At 71.0% G+C, this 25,540-nt stretch carries 22 protein-coding genes and 1 tRNA gene; 4 read left to right on the top strand and 19 right to left on the bottom strand.

Annotated features, from left to right (window positions below; genetic code table 11):
* Positions 1-2: 2 nt before the first annotated feature.
* The 9 genes from AB0D31_RS07815 to AB0D31_RS07775 all read right to left on the bottom strand — a co-directional run bounded on the left by AB0D31_RS07815 (position 3) and on the right by AB0D31_RS07775 (position 4,793).
* The gene (locus AB0D31_RS07815; protein WP_053726163.1) at positions 3-236 is read right to left on the bottom strand and encodes a hypothetical protein; all 234 of its coding nucleotides are present in this window, start codon (positions 234-236) and stop codon (positions 3-5) included.
* 2 nt (positions 237-238) lie between these two features.
* On the bottom strand, positions 239-409 hold the full coding sequence (locus AB0D31_RS07810; RefSeq protein ID WP_362718502.1) for a hypothetical protein: 171 nt from the start codon (positions 407-409) through the stop codon (positions 239-241).
* Between the two features lie 200 nt (positions 410-609).
* A tRNA-Ala gene (locus AB0D31_RS07805) sits at positions 610-682 on the bottom strand.
* 112 nt (positions 683-794) lie between these two features.
* On the bottom strand, positions 795-1,451 hold the full coding sequence (locus AB0D31_RS07800; RefSeq protein WP_362718565.1) for a histidine phosphatase family protein: 657 nt from the start codon (positions 1,449-1,451) through the stop codon (positions 795-797).
* Positions 1,448-1,885, bottom strand: coding sequence for a ribosome silencing factor (gene rsfS / locus AB0D31_RS07795; protein WP_362718499.1), 438 nt, complete (start codon positions 1,883-1,885; stop codon positions 1,448-1,450). The genes AB0D31_RS07800 and rsfS overlap by 4 nt, the downstream gene beginning before the upstream one ends.
* Before the next feature lie 92 nt (positions 1,886-1,977).
* A complete protein-coding gene (locus tag AB0D31_RS07790) occupies positions 1,978-3,666 on the bottom strand; it encodes an LCP family protein (protein ID WP_362718496.1) in 1,689 nt (562 codons plus the stop codon).
* Positions 3,667-3,712: 46 nt separating this feature from the next.
* On the bottom strand, positions 3,713-4,330 hold the full coding sequence (nadD, locus tag AB0D31_RS07785) for a nicotinate-nucleotide adenylyltransferase (protein WP_362718493.1): 618 nt from the start codon (positions 4,328-4,330) through the stop codon (positions 3,713-3,715).
* Between the two features lie 37 nt (positions 4,331-4,367).
* Entirely contained in the window at positions 4,368-4,529 is a 162-nt protein-coding gene (locus AB0D31_RS07780) for a hypothetical protein (protein WP_328312858.1), read from the bottom strand.
* Between the two features lie 81 nt (positions 4,530-4,610).
* The gene (locus AB0D31_RS07775) at positions 4,611-4,793 is read right to left on the bottom strand and encodes a hypothetical protein (protein ID WP_362718568.1); all 183 of its coding nucleotides are present in this window, start codon (positions 4,791-4,793) and stop codon (positions 4,611-4,613) included.
* 109 nt (positions 4,794-4,902) lie between these two features.
* Between AB0D31_RS07775 and AB0D31_RS07770 the strand changes: the two genes are divergently transcribed.
* Positions 4,903-6,069 (top strand): M48 family metallopeptidase, encoded by a 1,167-nt coding sequence (locus tag AB0D31_RS07770; RefSeq protein ID WP_362718490.1) that lies wholly within the window; start codon positions 4,903-4,905, stop codon positions 6,067-6,069.
* Between the two features lie 184 nt (positions 6,070-6,253).
* On the opposite strand, the gene AB0D31_RS07765 is transcribed toward AB0D31_RS07770, so the two are convergent.
* The 5 genes from AB0D31_RS07765 to proB all read right to left on the bottom strand — a co-directional run bounded on the left by AB0D31_RS07765 (position 6,254) and on the right by proB (position 11,619).
* Positions 6,254-7,336 (bottom strand): hypothetical protein, encoded by a 1,083-nt coding sequence (locus AB0D31_RS07765; RefSeq protein WP_362718487.1) that lies wholly within the window; start codon positions 7,334-7,336, stop codon positions 6,254-6,256.
* An 89-nt stretch (positions 7,337-7,425) separates the two neighbouring features.
* Positions 7,426-8,112 carry a hypothetical protein gene (locus AB0D31_RS07760; protein ID WP_362718484.1) on the bottom strand — a complete coding sequence of 229 codons (687 nt, stop codon included), beginning with the start codon at positions 8,110-8,112 and terminating at the stop codon, positions 7,426-7,428.
* A gap of 79 nt (positions 8,113-8,191) precedes the next feature.
* Positions 8,192-9,493: a glutamate-5-semialdehyde dehydrogenase gene (locus AB0D31_RS07755; RefSeq protein ID WP_362718481.1), complete on the bottom strand. Its 1,302-nt coding sequence runs from the start codon at positions 9,491-9,493 to the stop codon at positions 8,192-8,194.
* Between the two features lie 386 nt (positions 9,494-9,879).
* Positions 9,880-10,338, bottom strand: coding sequence for a hypothetical protein (locus AB0D31_RS07750; protein WP_362718478.1), 459 nt, complete (start codon positions 10,336-10,338; stop codon positions 9,880-9,882).
* A 153-nt stretch (positions 10,339-10,491) separates the two neighbouring features.
* Entirely contained in the window at positions 10,492-11,619 is a 1,128-nt protein-coding gene (gene proB, locus AB0D31_RS07745) for a glutamate 5-kinase (protein ID WP_362718475.1), read from the bottom strand.
* 306 nt (positions 11,620-11,925) lie between these two features.
* Between proB and AB0D31_RS07740 the strand changes: the two genes are divergently transcribed.
* Entirely contained in the window at positions 11,926-14,133 is a 2,208-nt protein-coding gene (locus AB0D31_RS07740) for a PIG-L family deacetylase (RefSeq protein ID WP_362718472.1), read from the top strand.
* A gap of 149 nt (positions 14,134-14,282) precedes the next feature.
* Here the strand turns inward: AB0D31_RS07740 and AB0D31_RS07735 are convergent, their stop codons facing one another.
* Genes AB0D31_RS07735 through AB0D31_RS07725 form a run of 3 tightly spaced genes read right to left on the bottom strand, consistent with a single transcriptional unit; the run spans position 14,283 to position 18,288 of the window.
* A complete protein-coding gene (locus AB0D31_RS07735; protein WP_362718469.1) occupies positions 14,283-14,711 on the bottom strand; it encodes a GtrA family protein in 429 nt (142 codons plus the stop codon).
* Positions 14,711-15,700 (bottom strand): glycosyltransferase family 2 protein, encoded by a 990-nt coding sequence (locus tag AB0D31_RS07730; RefSeq protein WP_362718562.1) that lies wholly within the window; start codon positions 15,698-15,700, stop codon positions 14,711-14,713. Before AB0D31_RS07730 ends, AB0D31_RS07735 begins: the two co-directional genes overlap by 1 nt.
* A 2-nt stretch (positions 15,701-15,702) precedes the next feature.
* Positions 15,703-18,288, bottom strand: coding sequence for a YfhO family protein (locus AB0D31_RS07725; protein ID WP_362718467.1), 2,586 nt, complete (start codon positions 18,286-18,288; stop codon positions 15,703-15,705).
* 313 nt (positions 18,289-18,601) lie between these two features.
* On the opposite strand from AB0D31_RS07725, the gene AB0D31_RS07720 reads away from it, so the two are divergent.
* Positions 18,602-21,466: a CDP-glycerol glycerophosphotransferase family protein gene (locus AB0D31_RS07720; RefSeq protein ID WP_362718464.1), complete on the top strand. Its 2,865-nt coding sequence runs from the start codon at positions 18,602-18,604 to the stop codon at positions 21,464-21,466.
* Positions 21,463-22,629 (top strand): glycosyltransferase, encoded by a 1,167-nt coding sequence (locus tag AB0D31_RS07715; RefSeq protein ID WP_362718461.1) that lies wholly within the window; start codon positions 21,463-21,465, stop codon positions 22,627-22,629. The genes AB0D31_RS07720 and AB0D31_RS07715 overlap by 4 nt, the downstream gene beginning before the upstream one ends.
* A gap of 78 nt (positions 22,630-22,707) precedes the next feature.
* Here AB0D31_RS07715 and galE read toward each other — a convergent pair whose 3' ends face one another.
* Both galE and AB0D31_RS07705 read right to left on the bottom strand, forming a co-directional pair.
* Positions 22,708-23,688 (bottom strand): UDP-glucose 4-epimerase GalE, encoded by a 981-nt coding sequence (gene galE, locus AB0D31_RS07710; RefSeq protein WP_362718458.1) that lies wholly within the window; start codon positions 23,686-23,688, stop codon positions 22,708-22,710.
* A 16-nt stretch (positions 23,689-23,704) separates the two neighbouring features.
* Positions 23,705-25,339 (bottom strand): glycosyltransferase family 2 protein, encoded by a 1,635-nt coding sequence (locus AB0D31_RS07705; RefSeq protein WP_362718455.1) that lies wholly within the window; start codon positions 25,337-25,339, stop codon positions 23,705-23,707.
* Positions 25,340-25,540: the final 201 nt, after the last annotated feature.

The raw sequence follows: 25,540 nt of genomic DNA, 5'->3' as shown, positions 1-25,540 counted from the left end.
GCTCAGGCCGTGGCGAAGGAGTAGAAGCGTTTCAATGTGCAGTGCGCCTCAAGGAGCCGGCCATAGATCGGCTCCCCTTCGAGTTCCCGATACGTCTCGATCGGGTCGCCCTTTATGATCAGCGCCCGCGCGCACTCCTCACACCAGTACTGATAGTCGGTGTTGACCGGATCCATGTCCCTGACGATGGGCGTACCGCTGCCGCACCAGTCGCATTTCCGCCTGTGTGCACCCATGTTCAGCTCCAGCTGTGGCCGCAGGCCGTGCACACGTAGGACACTCCGCCGTTGTCGCCGAGCATCTGGGCGACATGGGAGGAGCCGCAGGAGGGGCAGTTCAGGCGGGCGCCGGGCGCCGACGCGGTCGGGCCGCCGGGCGGTTCCGGGAATTCTTCGCGACTCGCGGGCATCGCGCACTCCCTCCCGTTCGGTCCGTCGTCCCCCTCCGGCCGTCCCGATTCTGCCATGTCCTCGCAAGAGGGTCAGTGCTGTCGGGATACGAGACCGGCCAGGCCGCCACGGCCGGTCCGTGCCGGCACGAAGTCCTCACCATCCAGGCACACCGGGACAACAAGAAGATCCCGCCCCACGAGGGGACGGGATCCGATTGTGGAGCTAAGGAGAATTGAACTCCTGACCTCCTGCATGCCATGCAGGCGCTCTACCAACTGAGCTATAGCCCCGCTGTTCGCTTTGTTTCCGCCTCTTCGGCGGTCCCGCGCTGCGAACAAGAAGAACTCTAGCCTGTGATCTGCCGGAAAGTGAAATCCGGCCCTCACCGCCCCTGAGCAGCGGTTAGTCGTCGTCTCCGAGGACCGGCTCGGGCAACGTGCCGGCGTTGTGCTCCAGTAGGCGCCAGCCGCGCGCGCCCTCCCCGAGAACGGACCAGCAGCAGTTGGTGAGCCCGCCAAGGCCCTCCCAGTGGTGCGCCTCAAGACCGAGCAGACGGCCGATGGTGGTGCGGATGGTGCCGCCGTGGCTGACGATGACGAGGGTGCCGCCGTCGGGCAGCTTGTCGGCATGGCGCAGCACGACCGGGGCGGCGCGGTCGGCGACCTCGGTCTCCAGCTCGCCACCGCCCCGGCGCACCGGCTCGCCGCGCTTCCACGCCGCGTACTGCTCGCCGTACCGGGCGACGATCTCCTCGTGTGTGAGGCCCTGCCAGGCGCCCGCGTACGTCTCCCGCAGGGCCGTGTCGTGCTCGACGGGCAGCCCGGTGACGGCCGCGAGCTCGGCGGCGGTGGCGGCGGCCCGCTGCAGGTCGGAGGCGACGATCGCGTCCGGCTTCAGGGCGGCCAGCAGGCGCGCGGCCCGGTGCGCCTGGCCGACCCCGGTCTCGGTCAGCTCGATGTCCGTGGAGCCCTGGAAGCGGCGCTCCAGGTTCCACGCCGTCTGGCCGTGCCGCCACAGGACCAGCTTGCGGCCGCGGCCGTTCGTGGTGGTGCCGTTCAGCTCAGCTCACCGTCCGTTTCGTCGGCGCCGGTCAGCTCGGCGTGCTCGGCCGCCTTGCCCCGGGTCTTCATGGCGTCGTCCGGGAGGGGCAGCTCGGGGCAGTCCTTCCAGAGGCGCTCGAGGGCGTAGAAGACACGCTCCTCGCTGTGCTGGACGTGTACGACGATGTCGACGTAGTCGAGCAGGATCCAGCGGGCGTCGCGGTCGCCCTCGCGGCGCACCGGCTTGGCGCCGAGCTCCTTGTTGAGCCGCTCTTCGATCTCGTCGACGATCGACTTGACCTGGCGGTCGTTGGGCGCGGAGGCGAGCAGGAAGGCGTCGGTGATCGACAGCACATCACTGACGTCGTAGGCGATGATGTCGTGCGCGAGCCGGTCGGCGGCCGCCTGAGCGGCGGCGGTGATGAGCTCGATGGAACGGTCCGTGGCGGTCACAAGCAGGCTTTCGTCGGCGGTCAGATCCGATCAGATCGAAATCCAGGATCTCACGGACCGCCGACAGCCCCGAAAGGATGACCTCCGGATCCTCACTTCGGCACCTTGTAGTCCTTGCCGATGACGACCGACACATCGGCGTTGGCGGCGGCGTCGCCCTGCTTGACCGCGCTGTCCGGCAGGCCCAGCGTCTTGGCGACCTCGACGGCGTTCTCCCTCTTCGCCGCGTCGCCGTACAGGACCTGCGAGGCGGCCTGGGTCCCGGTGTTTCCGGCGTCGACGAAGGCATAGCCCCCGTTGACGAGAGTGATCTGCGCGGATTGGGCCGCCTTGGCGTTGCCACTGGCGTTCTTGACACCGACCCGTACGGCGGAACCCTGGTCGGAGCCCCCTCCGAGCTTGCCGCCGAGGACGTCCTTGACCACGCTGTCGGTGGCCTGCTGACTCAGCGTGCCGTCGGGCTGCACCGGGAGCACCGCCGTCTTGTACGCGCCGACCTTGGCGTGCTCGGCGAGCTTGGCGAGGGAGGCGCCGAGGTCGCTCTCGGGCAGCGAGGGGTCCAGGATCTGGGCGAGCGTCTGGACGGTGACGGTGGCCGCCTTCGGATCGTCGGAGATCTTGCGGAGCACGCCGTACATGACCGCGCCGAACCGCTGGAGCTGCTTGGCCTCCGCCTCGCCGGGACCGCGGTAGGTGGCGTAGGCGACGGCCAAGGGGCCGGTGAGCGTCTGGTCCTCGCCTTTCTTCACCACCGGGTCGCCGCCCTTCTTGGCGGCGGGAACGTCCGTGTCCGTGGTGAGGTCGATGTTGCCGACGAGGTCGACGAGGTTCTCCAGGTACGGGGTGTCCAGGCGCCAGGTACCCGTGATCTTGGCGCCCAGGAGGTTGGAGAGCGACTCGCGGGTGCCCTGCGAGCCGTCCGCGTCGACCGACTTGCCCAGGGTGGTGCGGTTGCCGTCGTCGTCGGTGACGGCGAGCGAGTTGGGCAGCAGCACGGTGGTGCCCTGCTTGGTCGTCGCGTTGTTGACGAGAAGCGCCGTGGAGGTGCCGCCCGCCTTGGTGTTGTGCAGATGGACCACGATCACGTCGCGCTTCTGGGCGCCGGCCGTGGTGGCGCCCGCCTTGGCGTCCGTGGAGGACGACAGGCCCGGCAGCTTGCCGGCGAACCAGAGGTAGCCGACACCGCCGGCCACCACGAGGGCGAGCGCCACGACGAGCGCGACGACGCGGTTGCGGCCGCGGCGTTTGGCCTCCTCCCGGCGCTCACTGCGGCTCTCGGTGAACTTCAGCCAGTCGATGACGTCTTCGGAGTCCTCGTCGGGCTCCTCGATGAAGGAGAACTGCTCGGTGCGGTAGTCGCGTTCGCCCTTCTCGGCGCCTTCGTCCCGTCGCTGCTGGGGCACGACGGGCGCGGGGTGCGGCTCGGGCGCGGGCCCCGATGCGGTCGGCTCCTGCGGGGCGGAGGGCTGGTGCGCGGTGCCGTAGTCCTGGCCGTAGCCGTCGCCGGTCGCGTACCCCTGCTGCGGGAACTGCTGGGCCGCTCCGGGGAACTCCTGTGGCTGCTGCGGCTGTTGCTGCGCGTAGGGGTCGTACGTCGACTGCTGCGGAACGTATGCCTGGTCATAGCCGTACCCCTGTTGCTGCTGGGGCTCCTGGGGTTCGGCGTAGGGGTCGTACGCCTGCTGCTGCGGCTGGACCTGCTGGTACACCGGCCGGCCGTACTCGTCGTACCCGACCAACTGCACCTGGGGCGCCTGCGGGTCGTACTGGCGGTCGTTCACCGGTGGCCTTCTCTCACTCGCCGACGTACAGGCGCTACAGCTGGTCTCACTCGCCGCGGTACAGCTGGCGCTTGTCGATGTAGCGGACCACACCGTCCGGAACCAGATACCAGACCGGTTCGCCCTGCGCGACCCTTCCGCGGCACCCCGTCGAGGAAATCGCCAGGGCCGGTACCTCGATCAGCGAGACCCCGCCCTCGGGCAGCCCGTCGTCCGTCAGCACATGGCCGGGTCGGGTCACGCCGATGAAGTGGGCGAGCGAGAACAGTTCCTCGGCGTCGCGCCACGTGAGGATCTGGGCCAGCGCGTCGGCGCCGGTGATGAAGAACAGGTCCGCGTCGGTGTTGGCCTCGCGCAGGTCCCGCAGGGTGTCGATGGTGTACGTCGCCCCGCCGCGGTCGATGTCGATGCGGCTGACCGAGAACTGCGGATTGGAGGCGGTGGCGATGACCGTCATCAGATAGCGGTCCTCGGCCGGGGACACCAGCTTGTGGCTCTTCTGCCAGGGCTGCCCCGTCGGCACGAAGACGACCTCGTCCAGATGGAACTGCGAGGCCACCTCACTGGCGGCCACGAGGTGTCCGTGGTGGATCGGATCGAACGTTCCGCCCATCACACCGATGCGTCGCTTCACCGGACCGGTAGGCACTTCCTGCTCTCCCATGCGTGCAGAGCCTACTGGCCCGGCTTACGGCCCCGGATCAGCGGTCGCGGTTGAAGCGGGTGGTGATCCAGAGCAGCAGGAGCAGGGCGAACAGCGCACCGCCGCCCGTCAACCAGGGCTGCAGGCTGTTGTGGTTGCCACCGTGCTCGGCGCCTTCGGCGAGCGAGACCAGGTTGGCGGCGGTGCTGTGGAGGCTCATCTTCGGCAGGACCTATCCGGGAGTCGGGGCGGAGACTTCGCCCACATCGTATGCGGGCGGTCCGGGCACGCTCACGCCGACTCAGTCGTTGTTGTCTTTGGTGTCGTCGGAGTCGCCGTCCGAGCGGTATCCGCGCAGCAGGAACCAGGCCAGCAGGGCCGCTCCGACCATGGAGGAGAGCAGCAGGATCCGCAGCAGGGCACCGGGGCCCTGGCCGGACGCGGCGGCGAGAGCGGTGACGACGTCCGGCATGGCGTCGGGCATGACAGGTCTCCTCGAAGTTATCCACAGGCCCCCGGGCCACGGTATCGCCACCGCCTAGTGTGGATGTCGTCAGGGGGGCGAGCAGACACTCGAACGACAGGGGGCACCCATGAGCAAGGACATCAACGACAACGTGCCGAGCAGGCAGCGGCGCAGGTTCCCCGGGATCTCCTCCCGGGCCTATGAGCATCCCGCGGACCGCTCGGCGCTGGTCGCGCTGCGCAAGCTGTCCGGCTTCGACACCGTTTTCAAGGCGCTGAGCGGTCTGCTGCCCGAACGGAGCCTGAGACTGCTGTTCCTCTCGGACTCGGTGCGGGTGAGCGACGCCCAGTTCGCGCACCTCAACTCCATGCTGCGGGACGCCTGTTACATCCTGGACCTGGAGAAGGTCCCCCCGATGTACGTCACGCAGAACCCGCAGCCCAACGCGATGTGTATCGGTCTCGACGAGCCCATCATCGTGGTGACGACGGGCCTGGTGGAGCTGCTCGACGAGGAGGAGATGCGCGCGGTCGTCGGGCACGAGGTCGGCCACGCCCTCTCCGGCCACGCCGTCTACCGCACGGTTCTGCTCTTCCTCACCAGCCTCGCCCTGAAGGTCGCCTGGATCCCGCTGGGCAACGTCGCGATCATGGCGATCGTGACTGCGCTGCGCGAGTGGTTCCGCAAGTCGGAGCTGTCCGCGGACCGGGCCGGCCTGCTGGTGGGCCAGGATCTGCGGGCCTCGATGCGGGGGCTGATGAAGATAGCGGGCGGCAACCACCTGCACGAGATGAACGTGGACGCGTTCCTGGAGCAGGCCGAGGAGTACGAGTCCGAGGGCGATCTGCGCGACTCCGTGCTGAAGATCCTCAATGTGCTGCCCCGCTCCCACCCCTTCACCACGGTGCGCGCCGCCGAGCTCAAGAAGTGGGCGGAGACCCGGGAACACCAGCGGATCATGGACGGCCATTACCCGCGCCGTGACGAGGACAAGGACACCTCGGTGGGCGACTCGTTCCGCGAGTCCGCGGCCTTCTACGCCGACTCGGTCAAGAGCAGCAAGGACCCGCTGATGAAGCTGGTCGGAGACATCGCGGGCGGCACGGCCGACCTGGGCGGCAAGCTGCGCGACAGGTTCACGGGCGGGGGTGCGCGCCCCTCGGACAAGGCGTCCGGCCCGGGCGCGGCTGGCTCGGACACGGCAGGTCCGGACACGGCAGGCCCAGGCGCGGCGGGGCCCGGCACGGCGGGGCCGGACGACAAGCCGGGGCAGAACGGTCCCGGGGAGGGCTGAACACAGGGAGCTGTACGGGCGGTTGGACGGGGGTGAGGGTGACGGGTAGGGCGGGAAGCCGAGCGGGGCGCCGGAGGCAGCCGTCGAGCCGGAGGCAGCCGCCGAAGCGGAGGCAGCCGTCGAGCCGGAGGCAGCCGCCGAAGCGGAGTCAGCCGTCGAGCCGGAGGCAGCCGTCGAGGCGGAGTCAGCCGGCCGGTGATGAGGGCTGGGCTCCGGTGGCCAGGGTGGCGCAGAGGCCCTCGGGGGCGGGGCCGGTCGCGTAGGGGTCGGTGGCCACCGGGCCCTGTGCGCTCGCCCGCTCCCCCGCGAGGAGCGGCCGCAGCTGCCCGGCCACATCGGCCGAGCACGCCTGCGGCCCGGCCTCCACGACGCTGGCCTGCACCTCCGCGCGGTCCAGTCGCAGATCCTCGCTGTCGAGCCGGAAGTGGACCTCGCGGCGGACCATGAACAGGGAGGCGTCCTTCGCGTGCGGCCCGTCGCCGGCCGGGCGCAGGGCGTACACGAAGACGTAGTCGGTGCTGACGTCGAGCGCGTCGGAGCCGACCTCCGAGTACGTCATCGCGCCCTGGACGCGGATGTGGGGGTCGGCCAGGGCCACCTTGGCGGGGTCGAAGCGCACCAGCCAGCCGGTCGCCGCGTGCCTGCCGTCGTCGGCCGGGGCGGCCATGCTCTGGTCGAACTGGCCCATCAGATCGGGGTCGAGCAGTACCCGGATCTGGCGGACCGTGCCGCCGGCCAGGACGGCGGGGTCGAGGGAGGACTTGATCAAGTAGTCCTTGGCGATGGCGAGGGCGTCCATGACCTGCGCCTCGGAGAAGTGGGCGGTCTTGGTGGCCGGGGGAAGGCTGATTCCGGCGCCGCCGGTGGTGTAGGCGGCGGCCGGGCTGTGGGCGAAGAGCTGCTCGGCGTCGCCCCCGGGCACCGGGCCCTGCGGCGCGAGCGGCACCACGGTCAGCCGTGTCGCGTCGGGATGGCTGGTGGCGGGGGGCACGTAGGGGTGGCGTACGCCCATGTAGATGGCGGTGCTGAAGGCGATCAGGAGTAGCAGCACCAGGGCGATGGCGGGTTTGGAGGATGCTCTGAGCGACCAGCCGGGCCGGGAGCGTACGGCCTGCGCGTGATCGCGCATGCGCTCCTGGGCGGAGAGTTCCTGGAGGCGGGCAGCACGGACGAACGATTCGTCGAAGACGACGGACCGATACTCGTCGTCACCTCCGCCGGGGAGGCCCTCAGGTATCCCCTCGGGTGGCACTCCACGCCCTGCCATACCTTCAGGGTAGGTCTGCCGGGGGGAAGGTAAACGCGCTGGTGCGCGACAAGTTCCGACGAGTTCAGGCGCGATGGTTCAGATGCTGCTCAGGGGGCGGGCGGTGCGCCGGAAGCCGCCGGGGCCGGGGCGGCGGCCGAGGCGGGCGCGGCGGCCGCGGGCGGCAGGGGCAGACCGCCGGCGCCGGGGACGGGGGCGCTGCCGGGGAGCGGCGTCGCGGAGGTGCCCGGGGCCACGGCGGTGCCGGGTCCCGCTGCGTTGGTGGGGTTGTCCACGTTGCTGGTGGCCGGCGGCGGGGCCTTGTCCTCATGGTCGGAGGAAGCGCCACGGTAGACGGCGGAGAAGGCGAGGGCGACCATGCCGATCCCCATGATCACGGCCATCAGCCAGGCGATGGGCCGGTGCCAGCGGGCGCTGCCGCGGTACGGGCGCAGGACGCCGCCGAAACGGCCGTAGGGGCCAGCTTCGGCGCCGCCGGAAAGGCCGGGGCCGCCGAGGTCGTCCGCGTCACGGCCGGGGCGGTAGGCGCCGTAGCCGTCGTCGTAGGGATCGTCGTCGGGGGCTCCGCCGCCGGCCCGGGCGCGGGCCGCCTCCGCGTCGGCGCGGGCCTGCGCCGCGGCGAGCAGACGCTCGACGGCCGTGGGTTCGTGGATGGCGGCGGCGCGCACGAAGTCCTCGTCGAACACCACGGAGGCGAACTCATCGTCCGCGCCCCCGCGGTCGTCGTCGGGCTCCCAGCCGTCCGGGAACGGCCCGCCCCCTGCGTCGTCCGGCACCCGTTCAGGGTAGCCCCGCCCGGTCGCTTTGGGCAGACGGTGGCCGAACTCGGCCGTCACAGGGGCGAGTTGCCGTCACCTACCGGACATGGCCGTCGCCCGTCACGATGTACTTCGTCGAGGTCAGCTCGGGCAGCCCCATGGGACCGCGGGCGTGCAGCTTCTGCGTCGAGATGCCGATCTCGGCGCCGAATCCGAACTGGCCGCCGTCGGTGAAGCGGGTCGAGGCGTTGACGGCGACCGTCGTGGAGTCCACCAGCTGGGTGAAGCGCCGGGCCGCGGCCTGCGAGGTGGTGACGATGGCCTCGGTGTGGCCCGAGGTCCACTGCCGGATGTGGGCGACGGCCGCATCGAGGGAGTCGACGACGGCGGCGGCGATGTCGTACGAGAGGTACTCGGTCTCCCAGTCCTCGGCCGTGGCCGCCACGACGGTGGCCTTGGAGCCGTCCGCGTAGGCCTGTACGCGCTCGTCGGCGTGGACGGTGACGCCGGCGTCGGCGAGCGCGTCGAGGGCGCGCGGCAGGAAGGCATCCGCGATGTCCCGGTGGACGAGGAGGGTCTCGGCGGAGTTGCAGACCGAGGGGCGCTGGGCCTTGGAGTTGATCAGGATCTCGACGGCCATGTCGAGGTCGGCCGCCGCGTCGACGTAGACGTGGCAGTTGCCGGTGCCGGTCTCGATGACGGGGACGGTGGACTGCTCGACCACGGTGCGGATCAGGGAGGCGCCGCCGCGCGGGATGAGGACGTCGACCAGGCCCCGGGCGCGCATCAACTCCGTTACGGAGTCGCGGGATTCGCCGGGCACGAGCTGGACCGCGTCGGCGGGCAGGCCCGCGCCGTCGACGGCGTCGCGCACGACGTCGACGAGCGCGGTGTTGGAGGCGTACGCGGAGGACGAGCCGCGCAGCAGGACCGCGTTGCCGGACTTGAGGCAGAGGGCCGCGGCGTCCACGGTCACGTTGGGCCGGGCCTCGTAGATGATGCCGACGACGCCGAGCGGGACCCGGACCTGGCGCAGGTCGATGCCGTTGGGCAGGGTCGAGCCGCGGACGACCTCGCCGATGGGATCGGGCAGGGCCGCCACGTCGCGTACGTCACCGGCGATGGCGGCGATCCGCTCGGGCGTCAGGGTGAGCCGGTCGATGACGGTCTCGCTGGTGCCGGCCTCGCGGGCCTTGGCGACGTCGGCCGCGTTGGCCTCGACGATCTCGGCGGTCCGCGCTTCGAGGGCGTCCGCGATGGCGAGCAGCGCCTCGTCCTTGACCGCGCGCGGAAGTGGCGCGATCTCGGCGGCCGCGGTGCGCGCCCGGCGGGCGGTCCGCGTGACCGGGGACGTGGTGTCGGACGAGGAGGCCGGGGAGGGCGAGGTGTGCGAAGCCATGTCCGCAGGGTAATGCGCGCCGGCCGGGCGTTTCGCCCCGGTTCCACTTCCCGAGACGGGGAGGGGGTGCCGGCGGCGCGGATGCCGGGCGGGGCAGATGCCGGGCAGGGCGGCGGCCAGGCCGGGCGGATGCCAGGCAGGGCGGCGGTCGGCCTAGGCGGGCGGACAGCAGCCGGGCCGGGCCACGAGGGCTGGGCCAAGGGGGCCGGGCGGCGCGCATGCCGGGCGGGGCGGCGGCCGGGCCGGGCCGGGCCGCTAGAGCCGCGCCGGACCCGGGCGGCGCGGCAACCGGGCCCGGCACTGTCCCTGTCCCTGTCCCTGTCCCCGTCCCTGTCCAGAACCAGGGCAATGCGAAGGACCGGGTCACGTGCAGCGTGGAAGCCGGGTCAGAAGGGGTGGACGCCGACCGGGGCGGCCGGTGGGGGGCCGTAGCCCTCGGCAAGCCGCTGGTGGTAGGTGCCGCGGTCGATGACCTCCAGGCCGACGATCTCCCAGGCCGGGAGCCTCGCGGTGGAGCGGTGCTCGCCCCACAGGCGCAGGGCGACGGCGGCCGCGTCGTGCAGGTCGCGGGCCTCTTCCCAGTAGCGGATCTCGGCGTGGTCGCCCGCGTAACGGCTGGTCAGCAGGAACGGGTGGTCGTGCGCGAGCTGTTCGAGGCCGCGGCGGACCTCCGTCAGCGGCGCCTCGGCTCCCGAGACGCTGAGCGTGATGTGCCACAGCCTGGGGGTGTCCCCGGGCTCGTCGGGCACTGTTCCGCGTTCGGCGTCGGCCCCCGTCCCCACGCTGGTCAGGGTCCGCTCAGCCGTCGTCCCTCGGGGCGCCGCCCCCGGGCGCGCTCGTCTCACCGGCGGCCTCCTGTGCTGCTGTGTGCGATGCGGTGCGGTACTGCGCGGATCGCCGGTCCGTGCGTACCGCCGCTTCAAAGTTGACCAGCCCGAGGCCGGGCGCGGGGCGGTTTTCCTGAAGGTGTCTGTCCTGAGGCTGGACTTTCAGCCGTTTCAGGGGTGCAGGACAACCAGATCGTCCCTGTGTACGACTTCGCGCTCGTAGCCGGGGCCGAGCTCGCGCGCGAGGTCGTGGGTGGAACGGCCGAGCAGTTGGGGGATCTCCTTGGCGTCGAAGGTGACGAGGCCACGGGCGACGGCCCGGCCCGTGAGGTCGCGCAGTTCGACGGGGTCGCCGGCGGCGAACTCGCCCTCGACGGCGGCGATTCCGGCGGGGAGCAGCGATTTGTGGCCCTCGACGACGGCCCGTACGGCTCCGTCGTCGAGGACGAGGGCGCCCTGCGGGGTGGAGGCGTGGGCCAGCCACAGGAGCCGGTCGGCCGAGCGGCGTCCGGTGTGGTGGAAGAGGGTGCCGGTGGCGCGCCCGGCCAGCGCGTCGGCTGCCTGGCTCGCGGAGGTGAGGACGACGGGGATGCCCGCGGCGGCGGCGATACGGGCGGCCTCGACCTTGGTGACCATGCCGCCGGTGCCGACACCCGCCTTGCCCGCGCTGCCGATCTGGACGTGGGCGATGTCCTCGGGTCCGTGCACTTCGTCTATGCGCGAGGTGCCGGGCTTCGACGGGTCGCCGTCGTAGAGGCCGTCGACGTCGGAGAGGAGGACGAGCAGGTCGGCGCGGACCAGATGGGCGACGAGGGCGGCGAGGCGGTCGTTGTCGCCGAAGCGGATCTCGTCGGTGGCGACCGTGTCGTTCTCGTTGACGACGGGGAGCGCGCCCATGGCCAGGAGCTGGTCGAGGGTGCGGTAGGCGTTGCGGTAGTGCGCGCGGCGGCTGGTGTCGTCGGTGGTGAGTAGGACCTGCCCGACGCGTACGCCGTAGCGGGCGAAGGAGGCCGTGTAACGGGCGACGAGGAGGCCCTGGCCGACGCTGGCGGCGGCCTGTTGGCGGGCGAGGTCCTTGGGGCGGCGGCGCAGGCCGAGTGGGGCGAGGCCGGCCGCGATGGCGCCGGACGAGACGAGGACGATGTCCTTCTCGCCGCCGCCGCGCGCCTTGGCGAGCACGTCGACGAGGGCGTCGACCCGGTCCGCGTCGAGCCCGCCGGACGCGGTGGTGAGTGAGGACGACCCGATCTTGACTACGATGCGGCGGGCCTGTGCCACCTGCTGCCTTGCCACTGTCACACGGTGAAATCTATGCCAGGACGACGGGGCGGCGCTTGGAAGTCCCAACCGGCGGACAGCCTCAACGGGACCGGACGGAGAGTCATTAAGATCGAAAAAGTGTGAAAAGTGGGGAATCTGTGGACCGGTGGGGTGGCGAAGCCCACACGGCCCTACCGTGCGGCTTTGCGCCGATGAGGCAAATTTCGGGTCGGAAGTGAAACCTCCGGCGCCGCTACCCCCTCCCTTCTGATGACTGATCGAACAACTCCATGGCGGGCTCCCGGGGGATGTCGGGGCGCATGGATGCAACAAGGAGCGTGCCCGATGCCGTCGTCACCACCTCGCCGACGTCTGCTGCAGGTCGCCGGGGGCGGCCTCGTGGCGGCGCCTCTCGCGTACGGCGGATGGCAGTGGCTCGCGCCACGCGGCAGCTCCGGGGACTCGGCCTCCTCCACCGGCACCACGACCGGGAAGCCCGCGTCCGACTCGGCCGATCAGGCGTATCTGCATGTGATCGCCCACGCCGACGACAGCATCTACTTCATGAACCCGGATCTGGAGCAGTCGATACGCAGTGGCTCCCTTTCGGTGACGGTGTGCATGACCAGCGGCGAGTCGGACGGACGCAACGCGCCCGGCAAGTCCCCGCAGTTCAAGACGATGCGCACCGACCGGCCGGGGTTCGCGCGGGCCAGGATAAACGGACTGCGCGCCGCCAACGCCCTGATGGCGACGGGTGACGACAACAGCCCGTGGACGGTGGAGCCGGTGGAGCTGATCCCCGGGTTCCGCTCCGAGCTGCACTACCTCCAGGCCGCGCCGCATGTGCAGCTGATCTACATGGGGCTGTGCGAGGCGCGCTATGTGAGCGTGCCGCGTCCGGTCAGCCTGCGGGGTCTGTGGCTGGGCGCCATCAAGGAGTTGCCCACGCTGCCGGGCACGGGCAGCACGGTGCGGATGCCGCGCGCCTACACACGCGACCAGATCATCGACGCCCTGGCGGCGACGATCGCGCGGGTCAATCCGACGGTGATACGGACCCTGGACCCGACGCCGATGCACGCGCCGCGCGAGACGGTAGCCATGATGAGCGCGCCGACGATACTGCGCGGTTTGAGCTATCTGGACCATCAGGACCACACGTCGTCGGCCCAGTTCATGCAGGCGGCCATGGAGCGTTACTGGGGCGGCGGCAAGGGCCGCGCCGCCTCCGTCTCCAACTACGTCGGCTACCCCACCAACTACACGCCGCCGTCCCTGGACGCGGCGACCACCCGGCGCAACTCCCAGCTCCTCAACGCCTACGGCTGGGCCGACCACCGCGACTGCGGCGACCCGGCGGGCTGCGGCGACCTCAAGGTGGGGCCCAACGGCCTCAAGGGTGGCGGCGCCGGCTGGGCGCGCGGCACCCGCACCCGCGCCCCGGGCACCTCGCGCTGGGTCGCGCCGCTGAAGGACGGCAGGCTCGCGGCGTTCACGGTGCTCAACGGCGCGGTGCGCTGCTGGGTCGAGCAGGCGGCGGGCAAGGGCCCCTGGGTGGGGCCGTTCGACGCGGTGGGCAGCGCGGGCGGGCCGCTCGATCCCCAGGTGGAGGTCGCACGCCATCCGGACGGAACGCTTCAGCTGTTCGCGGTGCGTACGGTGCTGCCCTTCCACGGGCAGAAGCACCACAAGGAGCTGGTCTGCGTCGCGCAGAGCGGTGTCGGCGCCGACGGGGTGCCCACGTTCGGCGCGTGGAGCTCGCTCGGTGCCCCGGACACGGCCGCCGAGAAGACGCTGGAGACGGGCTTCCCGGCGACCGCCGTCGGCCCGGACGGCACGGTGCACGTCGTGGCGCGGAACTGGGCGGGCGATGTCGCGCTGCGCAGCGGCCGCGGCGGCAAGGCGTGGAGCCCGTGGCGGCTCCTGGACCATCCGGAGGGCAAGCCGCCGCTGCACCCGCTGGTGGTGGAGGGGATCGACGCGCTGGTGGACCGTTCGGGCCGCCTCCATGTGGCGGCTCCCATCGCCAAAACGGTGCTGCACTGGATGTCCCCGGCCCCCGGTGATGTGCCCGTGCTGACGGAGCCGACGGGTCTGACGCCGTCGGGCAGCGCGGTGAGTCTGGCCGCGGACGGCAAGGACGGGGTCTGCGCGGTCTACCGCCAGGCCGGCACCGCGCAGGTGGCCGTCGCCTCCCTGGCCGGTCCGGACGGGCCGTGGAAGGTGGGGCGGCGGGCACCGGTGGGCGGCTACGGGCGGGTCGCGGTCACCCGGCTCACCGGGACCGGCACCCCCATGGTCCTGGCGGCCAGGGACGACCAGGGGCGGGTGGTCCCCTCCTCGCACGATTCGGCGAAGCCGGACGGCTGGGAGGCCCCGGGCATGCAGTTCGTGGGGATACCGGGCGTGACGCAGGACGCGGCGGGCCGGGGTGTGCTCGTGGTGCTCGGCACGGACGGCCAGCTGTACGCCGCCCGCCAGAGCAGGCCGGGCGCCGGGTTCGGCGAGTGGAGCGCGGCGGTGCGGGAGAGCGCGGGCAGCCGCGTATAGACCGGGCATCGCGTCAGGGCCCCCACACCGCGTGCAGGGCACCGCGTTACGGGCCACGCACCGCGTACGGGCCACGCACGCGCGGAAAGGGAAAGGGGCGGACACCACCGGTGTCCGCCCCTCCTCGTATGTCTGATGCCGTACGCCCGCTACTTCACCGGGATCTTCGGTTCCGCCGCCGCGGCCTCGTCGCTCTCCGGGTCGCGGGGCACCAGAATCCGACGGGACAGCACATAAGTGAACGGGATCGCGACGACCGCGGCGACCAGCGGGGCGATCGTCTTGTTCATGCCCACCCAGTGCACCAGCGCGAAGAGCCCGGCGCTCTGCACCACGAAGTTGGTGACGTTGGTGAGCGGGAAGAGCAGGAACTTCTTCCAGCTCGGCTTGGTGCGGTAGGTGAAGTACGTGTTCAGGAAGAACGAACCGACCATGCTCAGCAGGAAGGCGATGGTGTACGCGACGAAGTACGGCAGGTGCGCCAGGTGGAGCAGCGGCCAGTAAAAGGCGTAGAAGGTACAGGTGTTGACGCCGCCGACGAAGCCGAAGCGGATCAGCTGACCGAGCTGACTGGGCATCAGACCACCTTGTGCGTCTGCTCGTCGCGCAGCGGGGCGCGGTGCTGGACGCCCTCGGGCTTGCCCGGGAAGCCGTGCGCCTCCTTGACCAGGAAGTGCGGCCGGCGCTTGGTCTCGTAGTAGATGCGGCCGATGTACTCGCCGATCAGGCCCAGCATCATCATCTGCACGCCGCCGAGGCCCACGATGATCGCGACGAGGGTGACGTAACCCGGGGTGCTCACGCCGTAGGCGATGGCGGCGACGGTGATCCACAGGGCGTAGGCCGCGCCGACGCCGGCGAGGAGGACGCCCAGCCAGATCGCGAGGCGCAGCGGCCGGTTGTTGAAGGAGATCAGGCCGTCCATGCCGTAGTTCAGCAGCGAGCCGAACTTCCACTTGGTCTCGCCGGCCTCGCGCTGGGCGTTCTGGTAGTCGAAGGTGACGGTGTCGAAGCCGATCCAGGAGAACAGGCCCTTGGAGAAGCGGTTGTACTCGCCCAGCGAGAGCAGCGCGTCCACGGCGGGACGCGACAGCATGCGGAAGTCACCCACGCCGTCGGTGAGTTCGACGTCGACCCACCTGTTGACCGCGCGGTAGTAGATGCTGCTCAGCGCGGAGCGGACCTTCTTGTCGCCCTCGCGGGTGCGGCGGGCGATGATCTGGTCGTGGCCGAGCTGGTAGAGGTCGATCATCCGCCCGATCAGCTCCGGCGGGTGCTGGAGGTCGGCGTCCATGATGACCACGGCGTCGCCGGTGGCCTCGCGCAGGCCGGCGAGCATGCCGGCCTCCTTGCCGAAGTTGCGGCTGAAGGAGACGTAACGGGTGGCGTCGGGGTGCTTTTCGGCCAGGTCCCGCAGGTGGAGGAGCGTCTTGTCGCGGCTGCCGTCGTCGACGTAGCAGATCTCATACTCCACCCCGAGGGTGTCGAGCACGCTGCGGGTCTTGGCGTCGAACTGGTCAATGACCGCGTCTTCGTTGTAGCAGGGGACAACGACCGACAGCTTCATCATCAGCGCTTTCCGTGGGAAGAAGAGAGCAGGGAGGTACGGGACGACCGGGTGCGGATGACGCCGCCGACCCCCACGGCGAGCAGCACCAGCAGAGCAAGGCCGCTCGCCAGGAGTCCGGGCTTGAGCCCGGGGGTCTGGAACGAACACGAGACGTGGGAGCCGCCGGTGCCGAGATTCACGGCCATCAGCCCGCCCAGCGTACCGGGGGCCCGTGCGGCGCCGCCGTCGACCGAGCACTGCCAACCGGTGACGGCGGGCGTGGCGATGACGGCGGTGCCGGTGGTGCCCTTGCGGAAGGTGGCGGCGATCGAGTGTCCGCCCGCCGTCACCTTCACGGGGGCCGTGGCCTTGAGCTCCTGGACGGCGGCCTTGAGCTTCGCAGGGTTCAGGCACCCGACGGGGAACATCGGGATGTCCTGCGCCTTGTGCGTGCCCAGCGCGAGGGTGAACTTGCCCGAGGCCGGGACGGTGCCGAGCGGGAGCATGGTGTTGCTGGTCATGGTGGCGCGGCCGTGCTGGCCCTGGGTCACGCCGAACGCCTGGACGCTGCCCGCGTACCAGGGCGCGTACCAGTAGGCCTGACTGCCCGGAGTGCAACTGACGTTGAAAGACGTCCACTTGCCGCCCGTGAGGTTACCGGGCAGATGCAGCTCGCCGCCGGGGCGGGCGGTGGCCACCGGGCCGCCGGTGGGAACGAGGGCGGGCACGTCGTAGACGGTGGCCCCGAGCACCCGCTCCTGGCGGGCGAAGACGGAGGTGTCGTGGGCGCCGGCGTCGGTTGCGCCGCCCGGCCGCAGGGTGACCACGGGCGGCGCGGCCACGGAGCGCTGGACGAACCCGTCGGGGTTCTTGGCCCAGTCCAGATAGCTGCCGATGCCCATGATCGCGCGGCCGACGGGGTCGGTGAAGCTCAGCGTGTGCCGGCCCTGGATGTACCAGCCGGCGCCGAGGGACTGCAACGCCTCGGCGGTCTTCGCCGGGACGTAACTGCTGTAGTACGAGCCGCCCTCGCCGCCGAGCAGCATCGGGTCGTTGTTGGCGAACTCGTGCGGGCCGGGGTCGCTGCGCGTGGCGGGCCAGTCGTCGTGGGCCCCGACCGCGGCGCGGGCGGCGAGCGCGTGGGCGTCCAGGGTCCGCTTCGGCGCCCACCAGGCGCTGCTGTCGCGGATCGCGGTGACCGAGAAGACGGTGTAAGCGGTGGACAGGAACACGGTGCAGGCGAGGACGCCGGTCAGGGCGATGCGGGTCCTGCGGTCGCCGCGGTGGCGGTACAGGAGCACGAGCAGCGCCAGGACGAGCACCCCGCCGCCGATGGTGAGCAGCCAGGCCGCGCGCACCATGTAGATGCTGCGGGCGCCGAGCGCCACCACGACCGCGGTGACCAGGGCTCCGTACAGGAGCTCCTTGGGGCGCGGGCGGCGGGCCAGCGCCATCCAGGCGACGATCACGAGCATCGCGGTCAGCGCGATGGAGGCGCGGTAGGGGCTGCCGTTCGGCATGGCGAGGCCGTGCCAGAGCAGGATCGTCGGCGTCCAGATGTAGGAGAGCGCGACCAGGACGAGCAGGACGCACCAGGCGATCCGCTCCTTGCCCGGCACCCTGCGTACGAAGGGAAGGGTGAAGACGAGCAGCAGCGGCAGGATGCCGACGGAGACCTGCGGGGCGGGGGCGTGCAGGCCGCCGGGCAGCAGGTGCGCCAGATAGTCGGCGTATCCGGGCGGCCCCTCATAGGTGGCGTCGGGCGCGGGCTGCGAGAGCTTGCTGGCCTTGAGGCCGACGGTGAGGACGGGGGCGGCGAGGAGGATGCCGGTCGCGGTCATCGCGCCGGCGCGCAGCAGGGCGTACAGACGCTGTCGTGCGGGCGCGTCGTCGAGGAGCAGACGGACGGCGAAGACCAGGCCCATGCCGATGGTGGCCATGGCCGCGATGTAGAAGTTGCCGGCCCAGGAGGCGAAGACGAGGAGGGTGCCGAGGATCCAGTGGCGGCCGCGCAGACACCAGTCGGATGCGATGCCGAGGAGCGGGAAGGCGGCCATCCCCCACATCCACATGGGGTCGGAGAAGCCGTCGGAGATCATCCACGCGCTGACGGCGTAGCCGACCGAGAGCAGTCCGCGCAGCCAGGGCGAGCCCGGGCGCAGGCGGCCCAGCAGGATGGTCATGAGGAACGCGGCGAGGCCGGCGCTGAGCAGGGTGACCAGGAAGACCGGTATCTCGACCTGGTCGCGCGGGAAGAGGGCCACGAGCCAGGAGAAGGGGTTCATCAGATAGGTGAAGAAGTCCCCGAGGAAGGGGACGCCGAAGCCGCTGCTCCAGTTGAAGAACAGGTCTCCGGAGGTGTCCCCGCGCAGGAGGTCCCACAGGTGCGCGTGGAAGGGCACGAACTGGTTGCCCAGGTCGTTGACGGCGCGTGAGCGCGACCCGAAGGGGTAAGTGCCGTGGACGGCCATCGCCAGGCAGTAGGCGCCCATGGAGATCACGGCCGACAGGGTCGCGGCAGCCGTCTGCGCTCCGGGGAGCCTCGGGCGGGGCCGACTGGTCCGTTCGGTCGTCGCGGCCTGGTCCACGGGGGAGGTCTTCAGCACCGTGCCTTCTCGTTCACTCGTTCTGTGTCCGCTTCGCCCGCGATGACCGGCTTGATGGCCATGGACAGGGTCCAGGGAGAAGTATGACGTTCTCGACGGGCGTGCGCTGCTGCCACCACCAGTTCGGGAGATGGCTCATGGACCCCGTTGGTTGCCCGTTCTTCTTTCACGGTTGAGTAACGAAGCGTCGGGGCGACCGATGCGTCCGTCCCGGCCACGGGTCGGGCCCGCCCCGGGCGGGCTGCCGGGAGGGGGGATGGATACCGGGTAGCGTTGAACCGCATGCCATTAGCACAAAAAGGTTGAGGTGCCAATGCCTGACGTCTCCGTGATCGTCATCGTCTACAACGATGCCGATCGACTGCCGACGGCCGTCCAGTCTGCCCTGGACCAGACGTACAAGAGCGTCGAAGTCCTGATCGTCGACGACCGCAGCAAGGACCGCTCCTACGAGGTCGCCCAGGAGCTCCAGGCCGCCAACCCGGGGCGGGTGCGAGCGTTCCAGCTGCCGGAGAACAGCGGCGGCTGCGGCGCGCCCCGCAACTACGGCATCTCCCAGGCTCTTGGCACGTACGTCATATTCCTCGACAGCGACGACGTCCTGGAGGAGAACGCCTGCCGCAACATGGTCGGCGCGGCGGAGCGCACCGGCGCGGACCTCGTCTCGGGCCTGTGCGTGCGGGTCTTCGTGGACAGCCGGCACGGCAAGACCGTCGATTGGTACCCGTGGCTGTACGCGACGAGCCGCACTCTGGAGTCGATCACCGAGCTGCCCGACCTGCTGGTCTTCGACACCCTCTCCACCAACAAGTGCTACCGGCGCGAGTTCCTGCTCGAACAGAACCTGTCGTTCGCTGTGGGCATTCACTACGAGGACCTGCTGTTCTCCGCGCAGGCCTATGTCGCGGCCCGGCGGATCGCCCTGATCCCCAACCGCGTGTACTCGTGGAACGTCGTGGAGAACTCGACGGAGAAGTCGATCAGCAACCGGCGCCACGAGATCGCCAACTTCGTGCACCGCATGGAGATCCACCGGCGTATCGACGAGCTGCTGGAGGAGAAGGGCTACGAGGACCTCAAGTTCCGCAAGGACGTCAAGTTCCTCAAGCACGACCTCGTACTCCATCTGCGCGATCTTCCGCTCCTGGACACCCAGTACCGGCACGAGTTCGCCGAGCTGGCCAACAGCTATCTCGCGACGATCTCCCCGCTCGCGTCGGCGGAGGTCCAGCCCATCCAGGCGATCTGCGCCTACCTCCTGGGCAAGGAGGACTGGAAGAACCTGCTGCCGGCGGCCGACGCCCTCATCACGCCGGGGAAGCTGACCGTGCCCCTGGTGGAGCGGGACGGCCGCGTCTACTGGTGCGCCGAACACCTGGACGACCCGGACGGCGCGCGCATCCTCGACGTCACCGACGCGGGCCACCACATCCGTCCGCTGAACAAGCTCTCCCTCGGCAACCGCCTCTCCTCCTACACCGACGACGGCCGCGACAAGGTGTGGCTCAGCGGCTCGGTGGTCAACCCGCTGGGCCGCATCAAGCCCGGCGCGAGGCTGCGGGGCACCCTGGAGTTCCGGGCCCGCCGCACCAGCCTGCAGTCGTTCCGCTTCCCGGTGACGAAGCTGACCCACGCGGGCAGCACGCTGGAGTGGGAGGCGGAGGCCGACCTCGGCCGCAAGCTGCGCCCGCTCGGCATCATCGACGTCGTGTGGGACGTCCGGATGAACCTGGAGATCGACGGCGAGACGATCTCCACCCGGGTCTCGGCCGGCGGGATCGACGTCAACGCCGGTCACGCGCTGCGCGTCCGGCCCCGGCTGACCCGTCTGGTCTCCGACCGCATCGAGCCGGCGATCTCCAAGAAGGGCAATCTGTCCTACGTCCTGACCGCCTCGGGTGCCGCGACCGTGCGCACCCAGCGCCTGATCGAGGGGGCCGTGCGGAGCAGGGCCGCCGGGGTCGCCAAGAAGAGCCTGCGCACGGCCCGCCGGGTGAAGAAGGACCTCGGCTCGGGCGAGACCAAGGTCCGCGTCTACCACGAGGTGTTCGCCAAGCTGCCGATCCGCAAGGGTCTGGTGGTCTTCGAGAGCCACATGGGCAAGCAGTTCAGCGACAGCCCGAAGGCGATCTACGACGAGATGCGCCGCCAGGGCGTCGACTTCGAGGCCGTGTGGGCCTACGAGGGCGCGAAGCCCGCCGGCTTCCCCAAGGACGCCACCTTGGTCAGACGCTGGAGCTACCCCTATCTGCGGGCGCTGGCCCAGGCCGAGTTCTGGATCGACAACCAGGGTTTCCCCAAGACGCTCACCAAGCGGTCCGGCACGACGTACATCCAGACCTGGCACGGCAGCGCCCTGAAGCGGATGGGCTTCGACCTGCCGCAGATGAAGGTGCTCGCCCGTCCCGACCGTGAGCGCCTTCAGCAGGCCCTGGACCGCTTCGACCACTTCCTGGTCCGCTCCGAGCACGATGTGCGCACCCTGGCCCGGGCCTTCCGGCTGCGAGACGAGCGGCTGCTGCGCGTCGGCTACCCGCGCAACGACGCCCTCGTCAAGGCGCGCGAGCAGGAGCGCGAGAGCGGTGCGCGCGAGCGCGGCCCGCTCGCCGCCGAGTTGAGGATCGACCCGGCCAAAAGGGTCCTTCTGTACGCGCCGACGTTCCGCACCACGCCGAAGGGCGCCGTGCGCCGCTTCGAGCTGCCCTTCGACGTCGAGGCGTTCGCGGAGCGCTTCGGCCACGAGTACACGCTGCTGATCCGCTCGCACTACCTCAACCAGGTCGTGCTGCCGCCGTCGGTGCGCGACCGGGTCATCGACGTCTCCAGCGGGTACGACATCTCACCGCTGCTCGTCCTGTCCGACGCGCTGATCACCGACTACTCGTCGCTGATGTTCGACTACACGCTCCTCGACCGCCCGATGATCTTCTTCACGTACGACTACGAGGAGTACGCGGGCGAAGCCCGGGGCACCTACTTCGACCTGCGCGAAAAGGCGCCGGGGCCGATGGTGGACACCGAGGCCGCGCTGTTCGCGGCCGTGGAGGAGCTCAAGTCGGCGGACACCGACCACACCGGGACACGGGAGCGTTTCGCCGCCGAGTTCGGCGAGTACGACCGGGGCACCGCCGCCGAGACAATCGTCGCCAAGTTCTTCACCTCCGGGAGCGGCAAGTGACCGAGCAGACCGCCAAGGACGGCGGCCGTGACATCTTCTTCGTCTCCAACGCGGTCAACGAGCTCGGTGGCGTGGCGACCTGGTCGCACCAGATGGCCCGGCTGTTCGCGGCCCGCGGCCACCTGGTGCACATGGTCGGCATCACCCCGCCGAGCCACCCCGTCGAGCCGGCCGCGGACCTGCCGTACGGCACGACCACGCTGTACGACGCCCATCCGCCGTCGGTGCCCGGCCCGCGCGGCATCAAGGGCAGGCTGAACCTGGCCGACCGCCGCCGTCGCGCGGCCCGCACCGCCGGCATGCACGAGCAGGCCGCCAAGCTCACCCGGATGTTCCGCACGGCGCGGCCCGGCGCGGTCGTCATCGTCACGCAGGTGTGGGCGATGGAGTGGGTGGCACTCGCCGACACCTCCTCGGTCACCGTCATCGGCATGACGCACGAGTCGTTCGAGACGTGCCGCAGGTCCTCCCGGTTCGGGCGCGTCAAGCGCTTCTACAAGGACGTCGACCGGCTGCTCGCGCTGACCCGCGAGGACGCCGATCTATGGGCCCAACAGCGGCTCGACAACGTCGACTTCATGCCCAACCCGCTGCCGTTCTTCCCCGAGACGCCGTCGCCCCGCACCTCCAAGCACGTGGTGAGCATCGGCCGGCTGCACGAGGAGAAGGGCACCGACCTGCTCCTGGACGCCTGGTCGGGCGTGGCCCCGCTGAACCCGGGCTGGACGCTGCGGATCTACGGTTCGGGCTCCGACGAGGAGGCACTGCGCCGCCAGTGCACCGAGCTGGGTCTGGACGGCTCGGTGGAGTGGATGGGCCGTACCGACGACCCGGAGGGCGCCTTGAAGGACGGCGCGGTCTTCACGCTCGCCTCGCGCGGTGAGGGCTTCCCGCTCTCCCTCCTGGAGGCCATGGCGACCGGCCTGCCCTGTGTGGCCTTCGACGTCGCCCCCGGCATCCGCGAGATCATCCGGGACGGCGAGGACGGACTGCTCGCACCGCCCGGCGACACCCTGCTCTTCGCCCGCCGCCTGGAGTCCCTCCTCGCCGACCAGGAGCTGCGCGACCGGTTCGGCGACGCGGCCCGCGCGAACATCCAGCGCTACCGGACCGACGAGATCGTCCGGCGCTGGGAGGGCCTCTTCGCGTTCCTGGACCGCTGACCCCGAAGCGTCCGGTACGCAGCATGCGAAAGGCCCCGCCGGTCCGGCGGGGCCTTTCGCATACGGAGCGGGCCGGCCTCAGCCGTCGCGGTGGTGGCGCCAGCCGTCCCACGCCGAGGAGATCATCGCGCGCACGTCGTGGTGCGCCTTCCAGCCGAGTTCGGCGGCGATGCGGTCGGCGGACGCGACGACGCGCGCCGGGTCGCCGGCGCGGCGCGGGTGGACCTCGGGGGCGATGCCACGGCCGCTGATCTCGTTGATCAGGTCGACCATCTCGCGCACCGACACACCTTCGCCGCGGCCGATGTTGACGGTCAGGTCGCCGTACGCGCCGCCTTCCGCGGACTCGGCGAGCTTGCGGGCGGCGGCCAGGTGGGCGTCGGCGAGGTCCTCGACGTGGATGTAGTCGCGCACACAGGTGCCGTCGGGGGTCGCGTAGTCGTCACCGAAGATGCGCGGCGGCTGCCCGTCCTCCAGCTTCTCGAACACCATGGGTACGAGGTTGAAGATGCCGGTGTCGGCGAGCTCGGGGGTGGCGGCGCCGGCCACGTTGAAGTAGCGCAGGCAGCCCGTGGAGATGCCGTGCGCCTTTCCCGCGGCGCGCACCAGCCACTCGCCGGCCAGCTTGGTCTCGCCGTACGAGCTCATCGGCAGGCACGGGGTGTCCTCGGTGACGAGGTCGACGTCCGGCATCCCGTACACGGAGGCGGAGGAGGAGAACAGGAAGGTGCGCACGCCCGCGGCGGCGACCGCTTCGAGGAGGACGGTCAGCCCGAACACGTTCTCGCGGTAGTAGTGCAGCGGGATCTCGACGGACTCGGCGACCTGCTTCTTGCCCGCGAGGTGCACCACGCCGGTGATCGCGTGCTCGGCGAAGGTGCGGTCGAGCAGCTCGCGGTCCAGGACGGAGCCGACCACCAGCGGCACGTCCTGCGGCACCCGGGCCTTGTCACCGGTGGAGAGGTCGTCGAGGACGACCACGTTCTCCCCCGCCGACGTCATGGCCCTCACGACATGGGAACCGATGTATCCGGCGCCGCCGGTGATCAGAAAAGTCATACGCGAGTCCACGTCCTCATCGTCGCTTCGATCGAGCCGTACGGGCCAGTCTGCGCAGCTTCCCGCCGACCACCCCGAAGGCCCCCTGCACTCCGGGAGCGAGCCGCACCGCGAGCGATCCGCTCGACGTCCGGTACGGCTGCACCAGCAGAACACCGTACCGGCTGCCGGGGACGGCCGTGCGCCGCAGACCGGACGCCTGGGCCCGCGGGGCGATGCGGCCGCCGGGTCCCGCCGCGCTGTGCAGGCGGATCCGCAGGTCCCAGATCTGGGTGCCGCGTCCGCCCGCCGCGGCGAGCCCGGCCAGCGGCACGGAGACCTGGCCGCTCCAGCCGCCGTCGGTGGGCCGCAGCGGCGCCGTGACGGTCAGGGCGCTCTCTCCGCCGTCCCTCGGCACGAACTCCACGTCGGCGCCGGTGGGCTCCCCTGCGGCGCCGAGCCGGCCGTACAGCTCGTGCACGCGCAGCTTGAGGACGCCGCGCCGGCCGGCGAGCAGCGTCGCGTCGACGGTGACCGGGAGCCGTTCGGCGGGCAGTCCGTCGAGCCCGTCGAGCACCACCTCCGTGAGGTCGTCGGCCCATACGGGGCCGGCGTCCGCGCCGGCGTACGGCGGGACGAGGCGGGCCGGGTCGGCGGCGAGCTGGGAGAGCCGGTCCAGGTCGCGGGGCTCGTCGGCGGCGAGCACCACCCGGGCGAGCCAGCGGGCGGGTGCGGCGGCCGCGGCCAGTTCGGCGGGGTGGAATCCGGCGAGGTGGTCGCGGGTCAGGCGCCACCAGTCGGCCCGGTAGGCGGCGTCGCGCACGCGCAGCTCGCGCAGGTACAGACACAGGTCGTAGTCGACGAACTTGGTGCGGCAGGCCGCCGCGAGCTCTTTGCGGCCGGCGGCCGTGAACGCCTCGACGGCCTCGTTGTGGGCGGCGATACGGGCCCGCCAGTTGGCGACGTCCGTACGGGCCAGCGAGATCGACACCTGAGCGGCGGCGCGGCGCACGTGCCAGACGTAGACGAGTTCGGGGACGACCGCGACGCGGGGGGCCTCGGCATACACCCGGGCCGTGAAGACGAAGTCCTCGTAGGTGAACTTACCGTCCGGGAACCGTAGTTGACGGCCCATCAGGAAGTCGCGGCGGTAGAGCTTGTTGACGCAGAGGGTGTCGTGGAGCAGCTGCGGCTCGTCCTCGGGCGACGCGTACACGGCCGCCTCCCGGTACAGACCGGGCTGCCAGCGCACATCGCGGCCGGCAGGCAGCTCACGGCGCACGGCCCGGCCTACGGTGACCTCGGTGCCGTGCTCCTCGGCGGCGGCCAGCAGCGCGGGGACGGCGCCGTCGGGCAGCACGTCGTCGCTGTCGAGGAACATCACGTACGGGGCGGTGGCGGCGGCGATCCCGTCGTTGCGGGGGGTGCCGCAGCCACCGCTGTTCTCGGTACGGCGCACCACGCGCAGCCGGGGCTCGGTGGTGGCCAGCTGGTCGAGGACGGCGGCCGTGCCGTCGCTGGAGCAGTCGTCGACGGCCACGACCTCGCTGACGGCCGGGCCCTGCGCGAGTGCCGAGCGCACGGCGGCGCCCACCAGCTCGGCGTCGTTGTAGGCGATGACGACGACGCCCACACCCTGCGGGGCGTTCGGGGAGGTAGCGCTCTGACTCACCCCGGAATCCTACGGGACCCCCACTCCACCGGGCCTCCACCCGGCCCCCGGCCAACCTCCGGGGCTCCGCCCCGGACCCGGGCCACCCCTGGGGCTCCGCCCCAGACCCCGGTTCGCGCCTTGAGGACGCTCGTCCTCAAATGCCGGACGGGCTGAGGATGCCGCCACTGGACACCCTGCCAAGGTCAACCCACCTAGGGG

Source organism: Streptomyces sp. NPDC048361 (genome assembly GCF_040651795.1).
GTDB lineage: Bacteria > Actinomycetota > Actinomycetes > Streptomycetales > Streptomycetaceae > Streptomyces.
Note: the sequence above shows the minus strand (reverse complement) of the source record. Positions and strands in the feature narration are given on the sequence as shown.

Coding starts and splice junctions, on each gene's coding strand:
- AB0D31_RS07815 (WP_053726163.1), bottom strand. CDS start 236: ATGGGTGCACACAGGCGGAAATGCGACTGGTGCGGCAGCGGTACGCCC.
- AB0D31_RS07810 (WP_362718502.1), bottom strand. CDS start 409: ATGCCCGCGAGTCGCGAAGAATTCCCGGAACCGCCCGGCGGCCCGACC.
- nadD (WP_362718493.1), bottom strand. CDS start 4,330: ATGGGAGAGCAGGAAGTGCCTACCGGTCCGGTGAAGCGACGCATCGGT.
- AB0D31_RS07780 (WP_328312858.1), bottom strand. CDS start 4,529: ATGAGCCTCCACAGCACCGCCGCCAACCTGGTCTCGCTCGCCGAAGGC.
- AB0D31_RS07775 (WP_362718568.1), bottom strand. CDS start 4,793: ATGCCCGACGCCATGCCGGACGTCGTCACCGCTCTCGCCGCCGCGTCC.
- AB0D31_RS07770 (WP_362718490.1), top strand. CDS start 4,903: ATGAGCAAGGACATCAACGACAACGTGCCGAGCAGGCAGCGGCGCAGG.
- AB0D31_RS07765 (WP_362718487.1), bottom strand. CDS start 7,336: ATGGCAGGGCGTGGAGTGCCACCCGAGGGGATACCTGAGGGCCTCCCC.
- AB0D31_RS07755 (WP_362718481.1), bottom strand. CDS start 9,493: ATGGCTTCGCACACCTCGCCCTCCCCGGCCTCCTCGTCCGACACCACG.
- AB0D31_RS07740 (WP_362718472.1), top strand. CDS start 11,926: ATGCCGTCGTCACCACCTCGCCGACGTCTGCTGCAGGTCGCCGGGGGC.
- AB0D31_RS07735 (WP_362718469.1), bottom strand. CDS start 14,711: ATGCCCAGTCAGCTCGGTCAGCTGATCCGCTTCGGCTTCGTCGGCGGC.
- AB0D31_RS07730 (WP_362718562.1), bottom strand. CDS start 15,700: ATGAAGCTGTCGGTCGTTGTCCCCTGCTACAACGAAGACGCGGTCATT.
- AB0D31_RS07720 (WP_362718464.1), top strand. CDS start 18,602: ATGCCTGACGTCTCCGTGATCGTCATCGTCTACAACGATGCCGATCGA.
- galE (WP_362718458.1), bottom strand. CDS start 23,688: ATGACTTTTCTGATCACCGGCGGCGCCGGATACATCGGTTCCCATGTC.